This is a genomic window from Providencia sp. R33, assembly GCF_019343475.1.
Classification (GTDB): domain Bacteria; phylum Pseudomonadota; class Gammaproteobacteria; order Enterobacterales; family Enterobacteriaceae; genus Providencia.
Window position 1 is genome coordinate 1,889,822 of sequence record NZ_CP072453.1, and the last position, 19,090, is coordinate 1,908,911.

20 protein-coding genes are annotated in these 19,090 nt (G+C 40.7%); 9 read left to right on the top strand and 11 right to left on the bottom strand.

Features of this window, described 5'->3' with window-relative positions; all coding sequences use genetic code 11:
• Positions 1 to 579: 579 nt before the first annotated feature.
• Positions 580 to 1,083, top strand: coding sequence for a thiol peroxidase (tpx, locus tag J6836_RS08890; protein WP_219248624.1), 504 nt, complete (start codon positions 580 to 582; stop codon positions 1,081 to 1,083).
• Positions 1,084 to 1,192: 109 nt separating this feature from the next.
• On the opposite strand, the gene J6836_RS08895 is transcribed toward tpx, so the two are convergent.
• The 9 genes from J6836_RS08895 to pspA form a co-directional block, all read right to left on the bottom strand.
• Positions 1,193 to 1,567 (bottom strand): ATP-binding protein, encoded by a 375-nt coding sequence (locus tag J6836_RS08895; RefSeq protein WP_219248626.1) that lies wholly within the window; start codon positions 1,565 to 1,567, stop codon positions 1,193 to 1,195.
• 229 nt (positions 1,568 to 1,796) lie between these two features.
• Entirely contained in the window at positions 1,797 to 2,228 is a 432-nt protein-coding gene (locus J6836_RS08900; protein ID WP_219248628.1) for a hypothetical protein, read from the bottom strand.
• A 5-nt stretch (positions 2,229 to 2,233) separates the two neighbouring features.
• A complete protein-coding gene (gene tyrR / locus J6836_RS08905; RefSeq protein WP_219248630.1) occupies positions 2,234 to 3,793 on the bottom strand; it encodes a transcriptional regulator TyrR in 1,560 nt (519 codons plus the stop codon).
• 238 nt (positions 3,794 to 4,031) lie between these two features.
• Positions 4,032 to 5,087 (bottom strand): YcjF family protein, encoded by a 1,056-nt coding sequence (locus tag J6836_RS08910; RefSeq protein ID WP_219248632.1) that lies wholly within the window; start codon positions 5,085 to 5,087, stop codon positions 4,032 to 4,034.
• Positions 5,084 to 6,481 (bottom strand): YcjX family protein, encoded by a 1,398-nt coding sequence (locus J6836_RS08915; RefSeq protein WP_219248634.1) that lies wholly within the window; start codon positions 6,479 to 6,481, stop codon positions 5,084 to 5,086. The genes J6836_RS08910 and J6836_RS08915 overlap by 4 nt, the downstream gene beginning before the upstream one ends.
• 83 nt (positions 6,482 to 6,564) lie before the next feature.
• Positions 6,565 to 6,744, bottom strand: coding sequence for a hypothetical protein (locus J6836_RS08920; RefSeq protein WP_219248635.1), 180 nt, complete (start codon positions 6,742 to 6,744; stop codon positions 6,565 to 6,567).
• An 85-nt stretch (positions 6,745 to 6,829) separates the two neighbouring features.
• Positions 6,830 to 7,186 carry an envelope stress response membrane protein PspC gene (pspC, locus tag J6836_RS08925; RefSeq protein WP_219248637.1) on the bottom strand — a complete coding sequence of 119 codons (357 nt, stop codon included), beginning with the start codon at positions 7,184 to 7,186 and terminating at the stop codon, positions 6,830 to 6,832.
• A complete protein-coding gene (gene pspB, locus J6836_RS08930) occupies positions 7,186 to 7,416 on the bottom strand; it encodes an envelope stress response membrane protein PspB (RefSeq protein WP_206084065.1) in 231 nt (76 codons plus the stop codon). The genes pspC and pspB overlap by 1 nt, the downstream gene beginning before the upstream one ends.
• Before the next feature lie 70 nt (positions 7,417 to 7,486).
• Positions 7,487 to 8,152 carry a phage shock protein PspA gene (gene pspA, locus J6836_RS08935; protein ID WP_206084064.1) on the bottom strand — a complete coding sequence of 222 codons (666 nt, stop codon included), beginning with the start codon at positions 8,150 to 8,152 and terminating at the stop codon, positions 7,487 to 7,489.
• 287 nt (positions 8,153 to 8,439) lie between these two features.
• On the opposite strand from pspA, the gene pspF reads away from it, so the two are divergent.
• The 7 genes from pspF to sapF all read left to right on the top strand — a co-directional run bounded on the left by pspF (position 8,440) and on the right by sapF (position 16,247).
• Entirely contained in the window at positions 8,440 to 9,453 is a 1,014-nt protein-coding gene (pspF, locus tag J6836_RS08940; protein ID WP_219248639.1) for a phage shock protein operon transcriptional activator, read from the top strand.
• A 513-nt stretch (positions 9,454 to 9,966) separates the two neighbouring features.
• Positions 9,967 to 10,572 carry a hypothetical protein gene (locus J6836_RS08945; protein ID WP_219248641.1) on the top strand — a complete coding sequence of 202 codons (606 nt, stop codon included), beginning with the start codon at positions 9,967 to 9,969 and terminating at the stop codon, positions 10,570 to 10,572.
• 352 nt (positions 10,573 to 10,924) lie between these two features.
• Entirely contained in the window at positions 10,925 to 12,610 is a 1,686-nt protein-coding gene (gene sapA, locus J6836_RS08950) for an ABC transporter substrate-binding protein SapA (protein WP_219248643.1), read from the top strand.
• The gene (gene sapB, locus J6836_RS08955; RefSeq protein ID WP_219248645.1) at positions 12,607 to 13,572 is read left to right on the top strand and encodes a putrescine export ABC transporter permease SapB; all 966 of its coding nucleotides are present in this window, start codon (positions 12,607 to 12,609) and stop codon (positions 13,570 to 13,572) included. The genes sapA and sapB overlap by 4 nt, the downstream gene beginning before the upstream one ends.
• Positions 13,559 to 14,449 carry a putrescine export ABC transporter permease SapC gene (sapC, locus tag J6836_RS08960; protein ID WP_219248647.1) on the top strand — a complete coding sequence of 297 codons (891 nt, stop codon included), beginning with the start codon at positions 13,559 to 13,561 and terminating at the stop codon, positions 14,447 to 14,449. Before sapB ends, sapC begins: the two co-directional genes overlap by 14 nt.
• Complete coding sequence (sapD, locus tag J6836_RS08965; RefSeq protein ID WP_206084058.1) at positions 14,449 to 15,444, top strand: putrescine export ABC transporter ATP-binding protein SapD; 996 nt, start codon at positions 14,449 to 14,451, stop codon at positions 15,442 to 15,444. The genes sapC and sapD overlap by 1 nt, the downstream gene beginning before the upstream one ends.
• Positions 15,444 to 16,247: a putrescine export ABC transporter ATP-binding protein SapF gene (gene sapF, locus J6836_RS08970; protein ID WP_206084057.1), complete on the top strand. Its 804-nt coding sequence runs from the start codon at positions 15,444 to 15,446 to the stop codon at positions 16,245 to 16,247. Before sapD ends, sapF begins: the two co-directional genes overlap by 1 nt.
• A 17-nt stretch (positions 16,248 to 16,264) precedes the next feature.
• Here sapF and J6836_RS08975 read toward each other — a convergent pair whose 3' ends face one another.
• Positions 16,265 to 17,131: a DUF817 domain-containing protein gene (locus J6836_RS08975; RefSeq protein ID WP_219248649.1), complete on the bottom strand. Its 867-nt coding sequence runs from the start codon at positions 17,129 to 17,131 to the stop codon at positions 16,265 to 16,267.
• 304 nt (positions 17,132 to 17,435) lie between these two features.
• On the opposite strand from J6836_RS08975, the gene gstA reads away from it, so the two are divergent.
• Positions 17,436 to 18,041, top strand: coding sequence for a glutathione transferase GstA (gene gstA, locus J6836_RS08980; protein WP_219249456.1), 606 nt, complete (start codon positions 17,436 to 17,438; stop codon positions 18,039 to 18,041).
• Positions 18,042 to 18,107: 66 nt separating this feature from the next.
• Here the strand turns inward: gstA and pdxY are convergent, their stop codons facing one another.
• The gene (pdxY, locus tag J6836_RS08985) at positions 18,108 to 18,971 is read right to left on the bottom strand and encodes a pyridoxal kinase PdxY (protein ID WP_219248651.1); all 864 of its coding nucleotides are present in this window, start codon (positions 18,969 to 18,971) and stop codon (positions 18,108 to 18,110) included.
• Positions 18,972 to 19,090: the final 119 nt, after the last annotated feature.

Genomic DNA, 19,090 nt, shown 5'->3' on the forward strand with positions numbered 1-19,090 from the left:
CTAACACATTAACAGCACTACCGAATTTATCGTGGTTACATCCATACAGAGTAAGATATTTTCCTTTTCGCATCATATGCTTTCATGTTTTAAAAATCCATACATCCTGTTTAATTTATGAATATAGCGCCGGAGTAACAAATTAACCTTTGGTACGAATTTTCAATAGTTGGCTTGCCCTAATTGTTATAGCCCTCTAAAACATTCATGCATCCCTGATAACTCCTCTGATAAACTGATGATTGTTAAAGAAACCGATACTTATAGCCTTACTTTTGTTACACTCAATAGTGTATTTTAAAAGACAATATAATAAAAAACGTAAACTCTACTCGTGATTATCAGTTATATAATCACTGACTGTGAAAAACTAATCAGCCATACAAGTAACGTCCTTGTGCCGCTTGTACGTTAAGGTATACAGTTAGGTTTTTTGGTATACAGTTTGTTTTGGTCATCCATAGAATGTAAAACTCAAAAGGTCTAACTTAGCCTGATGAAAACCTTTTATCGCAAAGATTTTCCTTAAAAAACAGGCTAAATTAGCACTGATACAACTTATAAACGGGAGAAAAATTCATGTCGCAAACAGTTAAATTAAAAGGCAATGATATCGCAGTTAATGGTGTTTTCTTACAATCTGGTACGAAAGCAAAACCTTTTACGTTAGTCGCAAAAGATCTTAGCGAAGCCACATTAGAAACGTATGTCGGTAAACGTAAAGTATTAAATATTTTCCCAAGTGTTGACACTGGTGTTTGTGCAGCCTCTGTTCGTAAATTCAACCAGCTTGCAAACGACCTTGATAACACCGTTGTTCTGTGTGTTTCTGCTGACTTACCTTTCGCTCAAGCACGTTTTTGTGGTGCTGAAGGCCTTGATAATGTTGTCACATTATCCACTTTCCGCAGCCCGTCTTTCGCTGATGATTATGGTGTGGCGATTGCAAGTGGCCCATTAAAAGGCTTAACCGCTCGCTCGGTTGTTGTGTTGGATGAAAATGACCAAGTCATTTATAGCCAATTAGTTCCTGAAATCACTGAAGAACCTGACTACGATAGCGCATTAAACAGCCTGAAATAAGCTTATTGGGTTATTGGGGCTCTAATAAAAAAGCGGGATACTCTCCCGCTTTTTGCTTTTTGCTTTTTTATATTTTAAGGCTTAAGCCTATTTTTAAATTGTTTTCATATTAATCAACATACGCCCAATAAAGAGGGTAATGATTTTTAGCATTAACAACATTGATAAATAATTGATTACCTTTCATGTAACTAATCAATGTATGAGATAACGTACTTAAAATTTTTAGCGCTTGATCCTGCGTAACTGGGCAGCAAGACGTCAGAATATCAATGATTAAATCACGAGGCTTGCGCCCATTTTTGACCAACGCTTCCCACGTAAAACGATTTTTCTTCGTTAAGTATTTAACCGCCGCTTTATTCATTAAATAAAGCTCTGCTGCTGACGCCGCTGACTCAAACATATCATTCTTATAATGACATTGGTCCATATATTCGCGTAGCTTAATATTAACAACAAAATTAATCGTGAATTGATCCATGGCAACCCCCTGTAGGCTTAACCTCATTAAATAATGATAAGTACCTAATGCAGCAGCTGTCTATGTTATATAGCAGGAAAAACAGGAAACAATCAAGCAAATTGCTTAATGTTTACTCAGATAGAAAGGTGTTAAGAATAGATAAACTGCAAAGATAGGTCGAAAAGGGTTTAAAATAGATGACTTGCCCTTTTCGGCTTATTCATTGTTGTGCTATTGCAGAAAATGATTAATCCATATGCTGAGTTATTTCTAACACAGTGCCTTTATTCTCTTGCGTGAATTGTAGGTGTGTTTCTCCACCCTCAAATTCCTGAACAATATTTAATTTTTTATCGCCATCCCAACGGTAATTAATTGCAATACAGCCTTCTACTGGACAAGGCATTGCCATATTTTTCTTGATGACTAATTTTTCAGCTAAAAATAGCGGGCCATCTTCAGTTAACCCACTACGGTAGTGTTTATACGCCTCAGATAAAGTGCTACCCATAAAATAACATTTAGTCAGAGCTCCATTTTCATAGATTTCATCCATAGTTTGGTTTTCATCTTGGCAATATTTATTCAACCCGTCGTTTGGGATGGTTGTATCTGCCTGACTAAAAGCACTCGCACCAAACAGGACTGCTGCAAATGTAAACATTAAACGTTTATTCATTTTATTTAATCTTGCTCTTTTTTTGCATTAAGACCATATTCTCGGAGTTTATTGGCTATTGCCGTATGCGAAATATCCAAACGTTTTGCTAATTTTCGCGTGCTCGGATAATCACGATATAAACGCGAAAGCACCGACGCTTCATAGCGTTTGGTTATTTCATCCAGAGAACCATTTAGTGAATCTAAAGCAAGCGTAGGCGCATTTACCACATCTGGCAATTGGATATTATCTGTATCTAAAGTGTTGCCTTCAAGTTGTGTTAACCCTTGATATAACACATTCCTTAATTGGCGAACATTTCCAGGCCAGTAATAGCTACTTAAATATTCAATTAATGACGGTGATAATTTCGGTTCGGCGATATGTAATTCTTTAGAGAAGCTGGCAACAAACGTTTTCGTTAATGGTAGGAGGTCTTCTTTTCGGTCACGCAGAGGGGGGATAGTCAGAGTTAATACGTTTAAGCGATAATAAAGATCTTCCCTGAATTTTTTTTCTGCAACCAGCGCAGGGAGATTTTTCTGTGTGGCACAAATAACCCGCACATTCACTTTCACTTCACGTTCTTCACCAACACGTCTAAAAGTCCCATCATTTAAAAAACGAAGTAACTTAATCTGCATTTGTGGTGACATCTCGGCAATTTCATCTAGTAATACTGTTCCACCATTGGCTTGTTCAAAAAATCCTTTTTTCCCTTCAACCGCATTTGGGTATGCCCCTGCAGCGTAGCCAAATAACTCACTTTCAACCACATCATCAGGCATTGAGGCACAGTTTAAGCCTAAGAATGGCTCTTTGCCCCTTGTACTGTGTAAATGGCACGCTTTGGCTAAAATATCTTTCCCCGTTCCCGTTTCACCTACCAATAGCAACGGTTCATCCAGCATTGCAATGCGTTTTGCACGCTCAACCACATTCGACATCATAGGGCTAACCGCGATGATTTGCTCAAACCCGCTATTATCCACCTCAGTCACTTGCTGACGTTGCTTATCCAAAACCGCCGCCGACTTGAGCAGTAAAACAGCACCTGTGCAATGTGATTTGCCTGTTTCATCAGCTAAAATAATCGGGGTGACCTGCATCAAATAATCTTGGCCTTTGATCACCACTTTTTCACTGTATAGCTCAGGGGATTCACGCTCAAACCAACGTACTAACCCACTGTTTCCAACTAATTGAGCAAACGTTTTTTCCCGTATCTTTGCTTCATCATAGCCAAATAATTGCAGTGTCATTGGGTTAACCAATTCAATATTTAGCTTATTATCAATGGATAAAACAGCTTCAGGGAATGAATTCAGTAATGCCCATACTGCTTTGTGTTCACGCTCTGATGGCATAAAAAAGATACGGCGCACATCAATTACGCCATTAATTCGACGTATTTCAGCCATCAAAGAGCTAAATACTTGAAAATCGACAGGGGTAAAATTAAGGTAGATGCGACGCTGTGGGGATATTTCAATCCCTTTAAGATCAATATTTTGCAGAACTAAAAGATCCAGCAATTCACGCGTTAAACCAATTCGGTCTTGGCAAGTCACTTCGAGGCGCATGGAGGAAAACCTTATTAATGAAGTCGATTTAATGGGCGTATTTTAACGTTAATTGCGGTGAGAAGACAGTGTTTGTGTCACAAATTGTTGACACACTGTAACCCAGACAAGTTTGCCCGAATAAAACAACAACTTTAGACTGTTTTTCATTCATTTTAGGAGGGATAAATCGTAATATTAAGAAATAATACTGCAAGGTGAGCAAAAACTGTCAACTCACCCTGCCATTAAAAATACCTTAACTTTTTGCTTTTTTATTTGGAATAACGTTCTTTAATTGGCCAATTAACTGATGGCGAAAATCCGCCAACCGCGGCTTATTGTCAATCCAAGGTAATGGGCGGCACAGTTCCATGGCCTTAATCCCTAAGCGTGCCGTTAATAATCCAGCCCCAATCCCTTGTGCTGCACGCGTCGATAGCCTCGCAGTAATATCCTGCGATAGCCAATCCATGCCAACTTCACGAATAAGCTCTGAAGCCCCCGCAAATGCAATATTTATCAATACCATACGAAATAAACGAATGCGGCTATAATAACCTAACTCAATGCCATAAATTGCCGCAATACGGTTAATCAAACGAATATTCCGCCAAGCAATAAATGCCATATCCACAATGGCTAACGGACTTACTGCGATCATTATGGCGGATTCAGCACTACAGCGGCTAATTTCTTTTCGTGCTTGTTCGTCAAGGATTGGCTGAACCATTTGGCTATATAACTCAACCACTTCGCGATCATTATGCGAGTCATGTAGCATACCTTGCCAACGTTGGACTGCGGGATGTTGCGTAGACAACGCTGACTGTTTCGCCAATTTCTCACAGAAGTCTTTCCCCTTCCCCATTCCATGGCTATGTAATAATTCACGAGCAAAATCACGTTCTTCAGCACGCTCACGCAGTTTATATAAGCGACGCCACTCACCCACGATAGAGCCAGCCCCTGCAATGACAATCAAGCCACCAGCTGATGCGGTACCTAAAGCGGTCCAATCTTGCGTGATCCATGATTGATGGATCCAAATACCCAATTGAGCAACTACGCTAACTGCAAAGATCCCCGCGGCAGTACCGATAAGCTTACGCCAAAAAGAGCGTTTGGGTTTTAGTGCTTCATTAATTAAGCTCTCAACTTCACCATCTTGAGCCTCTTGCTCTGCTTCTAATGTAACTGGGGTGAAGTTTTCAAACTCATGCTCGTCAAATACATGGGCTTGTCTTAGTTTCTCTGCATTTACATCAGTAATATCATCAACAAAATCAAGACGCTGTTTTATTGGTTCGCTCATTTTAATTTATCTCCCAACAAAAATTCTAACGCACTATCCATACGTATGTGGGGCAATGGCTGGTCAATCGGGGTTGGTTGTGGCCTAAAGTTTTCAAATTGAAAGCCTTGCTGTTGCCAAAATTGTTCAGTGGGTAAACGTTTTGGCACTTCCCCTGGGTAGAACGTCAATGGCTGCCCATCACTTAATCGGTCACCTTTCAACGCAGGTAGCTTCTCCCCTTTATAATCCACAATGCCACTTTTGGTTGCTTGAATAGAAGCAAGGCCCATACAATCCATGCTAATGCCTTCAAAGGCGGCATGCTGCCAAGCTTCTTGCACCAATTGTTGCAGCAAAGACACTAAGTTAGCGTGTTGATCTGGGGTGACATGGTCAGATTTACTGGCAGCAAATAATAACTTATCAATACATGGAGAGAATAAACGCCTCAGTAACGTACGTTTGCCATAATGGAAGCTACGCATCAATTGCGTTAGCGCCATACGCATATCATTAAACGCTTCAGGCCCACTATTTAATGGTTGCAAGCAATCAACCAGTACAATTTGGCGATCAAACCGCTGAAAATAATCGCGATAAAACCCTTTCACCACATGTTCGCAGTAATATTGATAACGCTGTTGTAATGCACCAAAGTTAGTGTTTTTCCCTGCTTGTGCTAAGGCTTTTGCCCCATATTTTGCAACATTTGGCCAAGGAAAAAACTGTAAAGCAGGTGCGCCATCTAATTCTGCGGGTAAAACAAAACGCCCTGGCTGAATAAAATGTTGCCCTTGCGCTTTGCATTCAATTAAATACTGCGTATACGCTTTCGAAATTTCAGCCAGTACATTTTCATCAACGGGTGCTAATGGGTCGCACTTTTCACATAGGCTTAACCAATGCTGGGCTAAATTTGCCCTCTCCCCCTTAATGAGGGTATTCATTTGCTCTGACCAATCGATAAAACTGAGATCGAGCATCGGTAAATCCAGTAGCCATTCCCCGGGGTAATCAACAATTTCTAGATATAAGGATGAGTTATCAACAAAATGGCGTAAAAAGGAGTCATCAGAGCGATAGTGTAACTTTAAGCGAATTTCACTCACACCACGGGTTGGTGTTGGCCACTCTGGGGGCTGCCCATACAAGGATGCAATTCCTTCATCATAAGCAAAGCGCGGTACCGATAGATCACGATGAGGAATACGTTTTACACCCAGTAACCGCTTGTCCCTTGCCGCTGAAAAAAGAGGTAAACGCGCCCCTGTATTCACATTTAATAACTGATTAACCAACGAAGTAATAAACGCGGTTTTACCGCTGCGACTTAGCCCCGTTACTGCCAGTCTGACATGGCGATCAACACTTCGGTTCATCAAATCCGTCAATTCATTTTGCAGGCGTTTCATGCTCCTCCCGAGACTTACCATTAGTAATTACGCTTAATCTTACTCGTTATTTTGCGCAATAATTTGGCATAAAACAAACTGTATTAGCTTAAACGCTTGATGAGTATGTTAATTATCCATTTACTGCTCAACAATTTAATGACTCTTCCCACAAGACCTGCGGGCCCATAGGTGAGTAAAAACACAAAAAGAAGTTTAATTGCTTTCGCTAAAATACGTTGTTTTGCATATTTTTTAATTCGCTGATGCGGTATTTTCGGCATATTGCACACTCCTACTCCTTATACACAAAAAACAAAAGGGATTTGGCCAAAACCTAACCCCTTCTCTGTGATGGCTATGCAATGATTATAAATCGCGGAATTTACTGTTTACGGTATATGTGTCTGAAGTAACATAACGCTCGATTTGGCGTAGTTTCATTTCACCTGATTTCAATTGCATATCGATTTGATTGATCAAGCTGCTTACTTCAGGCCCAATATCTTGCTCACTTCGATACCCACTCGGTGCGGTTTCCACCACAAAACACATAACAATATACAGAATTAGTGTGATACCAAAGCTCATAAATAAAGCCAAAACGGCTAATGCCCTGACCAAAGCTACGGGTAATTCTAAATATTCCGCAATACCAGAACATACACCACCAAACACACGTCTGTCTGACAAACGGTAAAGTTTACGGTTGCGAAATTGAGTCATTATTTTTGCCTCCAATTCGGGTGTTCTGCATCCAAAATATCTTCAAGCGTCTTAATACGTTGCTGCATACGTGAAGCTTGCTCAGCTAATTGCATTAAACGCTGCACTTCATTTTCGGTTAGCTGGCTCCCCTGTCCGTTATTTTTTTTGCTGTAGTGCAACCACAACCAAACAGGCAGAACAAAAATAACAAAAATGATTAATACGAGAGACAGTAAAACGTAGCCCATCACATTTCCTTATCAATATGGTTAGTCTATTTGCCACTCTGGCACAAACCATCAGAGTGGCAAAATACAATTACTGATCTTTATTAATTTTAGCTTTAAGTGCCGCTAATTGCGCACTAATTTCGTCGTCGGCTTTAAGTTCCGCAAATTGCTGATCCAGCGATTTTTGCTTACCAATACCGTAACTTTGCGCTTCACCTTCCATGTGGTCAATACGGCGTTCAAATTGCTCAAAACGCGCCATCGCTTCATCCATCTTACCGCTGTCTAATTGGCGACGAACATTACGGCTAGATTGTGCGGCTTCCATACGAACCACCATAGATTGCTGTTTCGCACGTGTTTCTTGCAATTTGTTTTCTAATTCTGAAATTTCGCCTTTTAAGCGAGTCAATGTTTCATCAACAATAATCAGTTCATGCTTTAAAGTATCAACCATCGCGCTAACTTTTTGTTTTTCAATTAAAGCCGCACGCGCTAAATCTTCTTTATCTTTAACTAGCGCTAACTCCGCCTTTTCTTGCCAGTCAGCAACTTGTTTTTCGCCCATTTCGATACGGCGTTCTAAGCCTTTTTTCTCTGCTAAAGTGCGCGCAGAGGTTGAGCGAATTTCAACTAACATGTCTTCCATTTCCTGAATCATCAGGCGGATCATTTTTTGCGGATCTTCAGCTTTATCTAACAGTGAAGCGATATTTGCATTAATGATGTCGGCAAAACGTGAAAAAATACCCATTATTCATTTCCTCTTGATGGATTTATCATTTCTGTAGCGCCTGACCTGATGTGGCTTCCAGCCAATCTGACGCTCCATAAGTGAAACAATTTATTTTATAGTCTTCAATCTTTGGTACATCTTTCTTACCCAACTCTTAATTCAAATATTGCAATCAGCGTGCCAACTTTTTAAATTTTAAATAATGAATTGATTTTATTAAGTTTAATAAATCATCTTTACAACAAGTAAGTTTCGTTTATAGTTAACCAATCGGTCAAAAAGGCCAACCATTGGTAAATTTAACCATGAAAAACACTAACGATACGATCCTCGGTGTATCCAGTAATTTTTTAGATGTACTTGAACAAACATCCGAGCTAGCCCAATTAAACAAACCCGTACTCGTGATTGGTGAACGTGGTACAGGTAAAGAATTAATTGCAGACCGCTTGCATTACCTTTCACCCCGTTGGCAAGAAGCCTTTATCTCTCTCAATTGCAGCGGACTCAATGAGAATTTGCTGGATTCTGAACTATTTGGTCACGAGGCGGGGTCATTTACTGGTGCACAAAAACGGCATCAAGGTCGTTTTGAGCGAGCAGATAAGGGATCGCTGTTTCTTGATGAGCTGGCTACCGCGCCGATGTCAGTGCAAGAAAAGCTATTAAGAGTTATCGAATACGGCGAATTAGAGCGTGTGGGTGGCAGCCAATCTTTGCGAGTGGATGTCCGTTTAATTTGTGCTACGAATGCTAATTTACCTGAACTTGCCAAGCAAGGTCGCTTCCGTGCCGATTTACTAGATAGGCTGGCATTTGATGTGATCCGTATCCCGCCTTTACGTGAACGCCAACCAGATATTTTATTGTTGGCTGAGCACTTCGCCATTTTAATGTGTGGGGAGCTAAAACGTTCGCATTTTACAGGGTTTACGGCTGATGCTGAGCAGGCTTTACTGCAATATCCTTGGCCAGGAAATGTACGGGAACTAAAAAATGTCATTGAGCGTTCGGTTTACCGTCACAACAATCAAACAACCCCAGTAAATACAATTATTTTCAACCCGTTTGGCGAAAAGCTGGCTGAGTTACATGAAGCCACTACTAGCAAGATTGAAGGTATGCCTTCACATAGCACCCTACCCGCGTTACCTTGTGATTTGAGACAATGGCAGCAACAAACTGAAAAACAACTGCTCGAAAGTGCTCTCGTTATGAGTCACTATAATCAGCGAAAAGCCGCACAATCCCTATCCCTTAGCTATGACCAATTACGTGGATTGGTCAAAAAACATCAAATTACCATTGATAATGAATAAATATACTCAAGCAATATTCACCCATATTGCTTGAGTATCTTCTCCGCTTTTATTTAAATAGTTTTTGACCTACTATTTTTTCTTACTAAATATTTCAGCTCAATGAGTCCTTTCATTAAAATACTTACGTATTTACTCATAATAACAAATCATTGCCCGATATTTATTGCAAAATAATTGTTATTTTTTAAATTAACGCCTTAATTTAATATATACAAACCATATAACCCAGAAAATCAAACCCATTGACCAAATTAAAATTTACGTTAAAAATCAACACCAAGAAAAAACAAAAAGATTGATAAGTTTATTTATATAAAATCATTTCATTCAGATGGCTTATCATTTTATTTATCAGCATTCGTGGAAAATAAAAAATAAACATATAGAGGGTAAAACACGTTTCTGGCCATTATTATTTCTTTTTTACACATTGTCATAATTCACCACAATGAAAAATATATTTATGTGATATTTATATTGGCATGATGGCTATAGCACAAGGAGCTTATTATGAGAAAAATAAACATATTGGCTATCCCTTTGTTGCTCTCAGGGGTATCGATGGTAACTCACGCAGAATCATTGATGCGCACATTTAGCTATTGTGATGCTTCTTTTTTTAATAAAGTTAAGGAGTATCCTGTACTTCAAGATATCTCTAACACCTTAAAAAACACCACGTTTAATGATGGCATACAACTTTCTGTTGATCTTGATTTTTCCCCAACAGGTATTATCACCTTTAACCGTTTTTTTGTTAGCCACAGTGACTTTGATAAGTATGATAATTTTACTTATATGGGCATGCGTGGGCAGTACTACTTTTGGGGATTTGAAACAAAGCAAAGTTTTGACGAAGTTATCCAGCACACATTGACAAAAATTAGCATTCTTAAGATTGGTAAGAGCTATATTTACGCCCCGATGATCCGGCATAATTTAAAAGATAAATGGATATTTAATGAATACGCGGCTCAAAATTATAGTTTAGAGCCCTATGCTGCTGAAAAAATGATGATTATTGAAAAGGATGAACAACGTGGTGTTGTCCGTTTTTTATGTACACTGCGAGGTAATGTTACTAAAGAAGATCTAAAATTTGTTGGTTTAGAATGACAAGTACACTTTGTGCGCTAAAAAATAAATAAAAAAAAGCCAGCACCCAAGCTGGCTATCAAATAAAACACTGGAAGCAATGTGAGCAATGTCATGCCTGTCGACATAAGTATATACTTAAGTGACAAAACGAATGACAATAGTTATCAGTGTCATTTGTAAAGTTTTTTAATGAGATTCTTTCTCATTAAGACATACTTCAATGATAAACCTAATAATTTAACTTTAATAAATTATATCCCTTACCATTACTGACTGTTTTTTGGGCAATTATTGACTCAAATTTTGCTTATACCCAGAACGCCCTTTTTTGCGCTACAATAGGTCAATTCAGGTTAACGATATCAATGTAATGCGCCGACTAACTCTTTGGTTTTTATTTCTTATATTTGCCTCTGCCAATGCGCTCAGTAACGAAGAGCGTTATACTGACATTGTGGCTAATGAAGTCCCTGCGGATATTCGCCAAAAGGGATTCATTTACTGCGTGAATGGCATTGTGACAACATTTAACCCACAATTAGTGAGTAGCGGCCTTATCGTTGATCCCCTTGGCGCACAAATCTATGACCGTTTACTGGATGTCGACCCATTTACCTACCGCCTTATTCCAGAGTTAGCAGAACACTGGGAAGTGCTTGATAACGGCGCAACTTATCGCCTTTACTTAAGAAAAGATGTTAAATTCCAAGAAACACCTTGGTTTTCGCCTTCCCGCAATATGAACGCGGATGACGTAGTTTTTAGCTTTGCTCGTATGTTTGAAGTTAACCATCCTTATCATTATATTAATGGCGGCCGTTATCCTTACTTTGACAGTCTGCAATTTGCCAGTAGTGTACAAAGTATTCGCAAAATCAATAATTACACCGTGGAATTTCGTTTGAATTCCCCTGATGCCTCATTTTTATGGCATTTAGCGACTCACTACGCCCCAATTCTTTCTGCCCAATATGCAGACTCACTTTCAAGCGTTAATCGCCAAGAGTTAATTGATTGGCGCCCTGTCGGCACAGGTCCATTTAAACTGGATGACTACCAAGCTGGCCAATTTGTGCGTTTGCTAAGAAACGACCATTATTGGAAAGGCCAACCTCGTATGGAAGAGGTTGTGGTTGATATGGGTGCGGGTGGCACAGGGCGTATTTCTAAGTTGCTCACAGGGGAATGTGATGTGTTAGCGTATCCTGCCGCTAGCCAGCTAAAAGTGTTACGGGATGATCCACGTTTACGTATTTCCATGCGCTCAGGAATGAATATTGCCTATTTGGCCTTTAATACCAGCAAGCCTCCGCTGGACCAGCTCAAAGTTCGCCAAGCGATTGCTTACGCAATTAATAATGAGCGACTCATGCAATCGATTTATTATGGCACTGCTGAAACGGCTGCATCTATATTACCTCGTGCATCTTGGGCTTATGATAACCAAGCAAAAATTACCGATTACAACCCCGAACTTTCCAAACAAATGCTGAAAGATATGGGGTTAGAAAATCTAAAATTAGATTTGTGGGTACCTATTGCTTCACAGTCATACAACCCAAGCCCATTAAAAATGGCAGAGCTTATTCAGGCTGATTTAGCCCAAGTTGGCATTACCATGAATATCCGCTCCGTAGAAGGTCGTTTCCAAGAAAATCAGCTGATGGATAGAACCCACGACATGACGTTAGCGGGCTGGACAACAGACAGTAACGACCCCGATAGCTTTTTTCGCCCATTACTTAGCTGTGCAGCAATTGGCTCACAAACCAACTTAAGTCATTGGTGTAACCCTATATTTGATGACGTTTTGCATAAAGCCCTGTTGACCCAACAATTAGCTTCACGTATTGATTATTACCATCAGGCACAGCAAATTTTAGGCGAAGACTTGCCTATTTTACCATTGGCTTATTCATTACGCCTGCAAGCTTACCGTTATGATATGAAAGGGTTAGTAATCAGTGCCTTTGGTAATACTTCATTTGCCGGAGTATATCGTGAGATGGAGCAAAAACCCAAAGTGGCACCGAAGAAACAAGAGGCGCAACCATGATTATTTACTCGTTACGCCGCTTTTTATTGTTACTAGTCACCGTGTTCTTTTTATCATTGGTGAGCTTTAGCCTAAGCTACTTTACCCCCAATGCCCCGCTCAGTGGCGCCTCTCTCATTGATGCGTATATTTTCTACTTTGACGGTTTATTGCATTTTGATTTTGGCGTATCCAGCATTAATGGCGAGCCAATAACTGAACAGCTAAAAGACACATTTCCAGCCACCATGGAGTTGTGTATTTTAGCCTTTGTTTTTGCCCTAACTACGGGGATTCCTCTGGGGATTATCGCCGCATTTTGGCGCAATAAACCCGCCGATATCGCCATTAGCGTGTTTGCTTTACTGGGCTTTTCCGTTCCCGTATTTGTTTTAGCCATAGTGTTAACCTTATTCTTCTCATTACACCTTGGCTGGCTCCCTGTTTCTGGCCGTATTGACCTCTTATATAACCTAAAACCCATAACTGGCTTTGCCTTGGTTGATGCATGGTTGTCTGACTCACCTTATCGTAAAGAGATGATAATTAACGTATTAGAGCATATGATTTTACCTGTGCTCACCCTCGCGTTAGCGCCAACAACAGAAGTCATTCGCTTGGTGAGAAACAGTACGGAGGAAATCGCGAACGAAAACTACATAAAAGCTGCTGCAATTCGCGGGCTTTCACGCATGAAAATCATTCGCCGCCATATTTTTCATAATGCCATCCCCCCAATTATTCCCAAACTTGGCCTGCAATTTTCCACTATGCTTACACTCACCATGGTCACTGAATTGGTATTTAACTGGCCAGGGCTTGGTCGCTGGCTCGTGACCGCTATTCGTCAGGAAGATTATTCTGCCATTTCAGCGGGGGTGATGTTAATTGGTGCATTAGTCATTACAGTCAACGTGCTTTCCGATATTTTAGGCGCGATGATGGACCCGTTAAAACATAAGGATTGGTATGTCCTCAGATAATTTTTATCGTGAACAGAAAATGCCATCCCCAACACGGGTGGTATGGAATTTATTCTCATCGGATATCGTTTCGATGGTTGGCTTTTTTGGTGTATTATTTTTGCTTATTTTGTGTTTTATTGGCCCTTATCTCGCACCTTATGCCTTAGACCAACAATTTTTAGGGTATCAATTAACGCCCCCATCATGGTCGCATTATGGTGAGGTAGCCTTTTTCTTCGGTACTGATGATCTTGGGCGTGATATCTTAAGCCGCTTGTTGATTGGGGCTAAATCTACATTTGGTTCTGCTATTTTTGTTACCTTTATTGCAACTGTTATTGGCTTAGTTCTAGGCTGCCTCGCAGGGATGACGAAGGGGTTAAAATCTGCCGTCTTTAACCATATCCTCGACACATTGTTATCTATCCCATCATTACTGTTAGCGATTATTGTTGTCGCATTTATGGGAGCGAGCCTTGAAAACGCCATGTTGGCCATCTGTCTTGCGTTGATACCTAGAATGGTAAGGACAATTTACGTTGCTGTACATGATGAATTAGACAAAGAATATATTGTCGCTGCTCGCCTTGATGGTGCATCCAACATTTTTATTTTGTGGTATACCGTATTACCCAATATTACCCCTATTTTAGTTACAGAGTTAACCCGCGCTCTGTCTATTGCTATCCTTGATATTGCCGCTTTAGGCTTTTTAGATTTAGGTGCTCAGTTGCCCTCTTCTGAATGGGGTGCCATGTTAGGTGATACCTTAGAATTGATTTACGTCGCACCGTGGGCCGTGATCTTACCTGGTGTCGCTATCATGATAAGTGTTTTATTTGTGAACTTACTAGGTGACGGCTTACACCGTGCCATCAATGCGGGGGTTGAATAATGCCACTCCTAGACATTCGCAATTTAACGATTGAGTTTATGACTGCCAATGGCCCTGTCAAAGCCGTTGACCGTGTCTCGATGACACTTTCTGAGGGTGAAATTCGCGGCTTAGTCGGCGAATCTGGTTCAGGGAAAAGTTTGATAGCCAAGGCCATTTGTGGTGTCACCAAAGATAATATCCGTGTTACTGCTGACCGCTTTCGTTTTCAGGACATCGACTTACTAAAACTTAGCCCTCGCAAACGCCGCAAGTTAATCGGCCACAATATTTCGATGATCTTCCAAGAGCCGCAATCGTGCCTTGACCCTGCGGCTGATATTGGTAAGCAACTGATTCAATCCATCCCTGGTTGGACATACAAAGGCCGTTGGTGGCAACGCTTCAATTGGCGAAAACGTCGTGCGATTGAACTTTTGCATCGGGTTGGTATTAAAGATCATAAAGATATCATGCATAGTTATCCTTATGAGCTCACTGATGGCGAATGCCAAAAAGTGATGATAGCCATTGCCATCGCAAACCAACCTCGCTTATTAATTGCAGATGAACCCACGAATGCCATGGAATCGACTACGCAGGCACAGATATTCCGACTGCTTGATAAGCTGAATCAAAACAATAATATGGGGATTTTGCTCATCAGCCATGATATGGAAATGATGTCAAAATTAGTCGACCGAATTAATGTTTTGTATTGTGGGCAAACTGTGGAAAGTGCTACGCCTGAAGACATCCTACAGCGACCACGCCATCCTTATACTCAAGCTTTAATCCGTTCAATCCCTGATTTTGAAAGCCCAATTCCCCATAAAGGCCGACTAAATACATTGCCAGGAGCAATCCCTTCTTTAGAGCATTTACCGATTGGCTGCCGTCTTGGCCCGCGTTGCCCTTATGCACAACGCACCTGCATTGAAGCCCCGCAGCTACGCAATATCAAAAACCATTTAGTGGCTTGCCATTACCCGCTCAATACTGAGGAGCAACCCTAATGGAAACGTTATTAGAAGTCCGTAACCTAACAAAAACGTTCCGCTTTCGTGAAGGTTTATTCCATCGTCACGAGCTACAAGCCGTGAAGCCAATTAGCTTTAATTTGCAAGCAGGCCAGACCCTTGCAATCATTGGGGCGAATGGTTCAGGAAAATCAACGTTAGCACGTATGCTCTCTGGGGTTGTTGAGCCCACCAGCGGGGACATTATGATCCGCGGGCAGCGCCTAAATTTTGGTGACTACAGTTACCGTAGTCAGCGTATCCGCATGATTTTCCAAGACCCTAGCACATCGCTAAACCCTCGGCAGCGTATCGGTCAAACTCTTGAATTACCTTTAAAATTAAATACGGATTTAACGGGGATAGAGCGAGAAAGGCGAATTATCCAAACACTGCGTCAAGTTGGTTTACTCGCTGATCACGCTGAATATTACCCTCATATGCTTGCATCAGGACAAAAACAGCGTATCGCCCTTGCCCGCGCCCTTATTTTACAACCAGAGATTATCGTTGCGGATGAAGCACTCGCCTCGCTGGATATGTCTATGCGCTCGCAAATTATTAACTTAATGTTAGATTTACAAGCCAAACATGACATCGCTTATATCTATGTAACTCAACACCTTGGAATGATGAAACATATTAGCGATAAAATGTTAGTGATGGATAAAGGAGAAGTTGTGGAGCGTGGCAATACAGCTGAAGTGCTTGCCGCCCCACTCCATGATGTAACCCGTCGTTTAATAGAAAGCCATTTCGGCGAGCCTTTGTCGATTGATGCATGGCGGCAAGATTTGTAACTATTGATATTGCAATATTAACGAGCCACGGTAACGTTCGCCTTAATATGTTTAAGGTGAACGACAATCGTAAAGGTCACAATGACCAACAGAGACCACGCTCCCCATTTCCCCGCATGAACCATTGACCAAGCCCCAATTTGGTTGGGGTATTGCCAAACCCCGAAAAAAGTCCCAAAGTTTTCGGCGAGCCAGATAAAAAAGCCGATTAACATGAAGGCGAGCAACAGTGGCATTTTGCGCTCTTTATCAAGTGGCGTATAAAACACCACACTTCGTGCGTACAACCCAAAAATAAAAGCCGTTAAGTACCAACGATAATCATCGATGTAATGGTGGCTAAAAAAATTAATATAAATCGCCAACGCAACACACGTCGCCATCCAATACGGTGGGTAATGCTCGATTCTAACCTTAAAAAAACGCCATGACTGAATGATATAGCTTCCTACCGCCGCATACATAAACCCAGTAAACAGAGGAACGCCCCAAAGTTTTGTGAAGGCCTCGTCTGGGTATTGCCATGAACCAATGGTAGCTGACGTTTTAAATAACTCCATCATAAAACCGACCAAATGAAACACACAGATTGCTTTGAGCTCATCCCAAGTTTCTAACTTTGACCACACTAATATAGCTTGAAATATGACAGCAAAAATCAGCAAAGCATCGTAACGGGGTAATCCTAAAATGCCTTTGGCGGGTACTAAAAATAGCGCTAAAAAGAAAAAACCTGCGAATAAACAGGAACGGGCATTAATAAGACCGAAAAACCAAAATTCTAAAATAAAACGCTTGATACCGTGACTCTTATTTGGCGTATGCGCCATGAGCTTTTGGTCTAATTGACCTAAAAAATTGAGCTTATGACTCATACTACCCATTTATTCACTCACTTATTATTTAAATTTATTCTTCATTTTTATGCATCAGTCAGCGAGGGATTTTACCAAATTCGTTTTTAATCTGGTAAGGTAACTATCTTAAATCTCTTTAATTTTCTCATATTCCGCAGAAACATCTAAATTTACGGCGTGGGGCATTATTCACACTCACCTTCATTTAAATTCACTTTTTATAGTGAAGTTAGCACCCTATGGCAATTTGTTAACAAAAGTAGTGATATACTTAGTAAGAGAGATGTTTATTTGCGAGTTATTGTCCATTTTATAACTTAGGAGTTCTATGATGAAATTATATTACGCTCCCGGCGCTTGTTCCCTTTCTCCTCATATTATTTTACGTGAGACTGGATTAGATTTCTCGATTGAACGTGTGAATATCAAAGAGAAAAAAACAGAGAAAGGCGCAGATTTCTTAGCAATAAACCCTAAAGGCCAAGTGCCAACTTTAGTGTTAGATAATGGAGAGCAACTCACCGAAGGTGCCGTCATTGTTCAGTATCTTGCAGACCAAAAACCAGATAGAAACCTGATTGCGCTCGCTGGCTCGATGAAACGCTACCACCAAATGGAAGCATTAAACTTCATATCAACAGAGCTTCATAAAAATTTCTCACCTTTATTTACACCAGGTACACCTGAAGACTATAAAGACACAGTTCGCAAAACATTATTGAATAAATTCAAATATGTTGACTCCGTACTAGCAAAACAACCCTTCTTTGCTGGCGACAGTTTTAGCGTAGCAGATGCCTATTTATTTACGGTAAGTGGATGGGCAAAACACGTTGGCCTAGATTTATCAAGCTTAACGCATTTACAAGATTACATGGCTAAAATTGCAAAACGCCCGAATGTCCAAGAAGCATTAAAAGCGGAAGGTTTAATCTAAGATTTCAATCATAGCGCCCTAAGTCTAAAGGGCGCTATCTCTATTCTATAATCCATAAACCAAAAATCAGTCTACCTGAGTGGCACAAAACTTGTGTTCAGGGTTAACCATTTTGTCCTGAGCCGCTACCAGTTGTAGCTCATATTCGCCCATCTCTTTTGTTTTAATCATCACTTCATAGACTGCAGCAGCAACATGCTCTAGCCCTTTATCTAAAGGTTCACCTTTTAATAAATTCACTAGCATCAAACCACTCGTCAAATCACCAACACCCACAGGTTGTTTTTCGCCGAAATCAACTAATGGGCGGCTAACGTGCCAGCTATGCTCTGCGGTAACCAAAATCATTTCAAAACGGTCAGCTCGATAAGCTGCGCGGCTTAAATGTTTCACAAGAACAATTTTCGGCCCTTTGTGACAAAGTTCCCTTGCAGCAGTAATGGCCTCTTCGACTGTCTTGATAGTTCTACCTGCAAGTGTTTCTAGCTCAAGCAAGTTTGGTGCAATAACGTCACTTGCTGCTAATGCCCTTTCGCATAAGAATTCAGCAACACCAGGTGCAACAATACAACCTTTTTCAGGGTGCCCCATTACAGGATCACAAAAATATAAAGCCCGTGAATTAGCTGATTTCACTTTTTTCACAATCGCGAGTATATCGTCACCTTGCTCCGCAGAACCGATATAGCCACTTAGCACAGCATCACAGATTTCAAGTTTGTGAATTTTAGCGAGCCCTTCAACAATATCAGTTAAGTGCTGAGCAGGAAATACGGTTCCCGTCCATTGAGGGTATTGTGTGTGATTAGAAAATTGTACGGTATTGAGTGGCCACACATCTACGCCCATACGGCACATAGGGAATGCAGCAGCACTGTTTCCTGCATGACCGAAAACAACATGGGATTGAATTGATAATACGCTTTTCATTGAGGACCCAGAGAATTGTTATATCGAATGAAGAGAAATCAGTGATTAGCCATTGCTCATATGAATATACTCAACTGATTCAAATTACATGTGAGTGATCAGAGAAACTAGCCCAATCG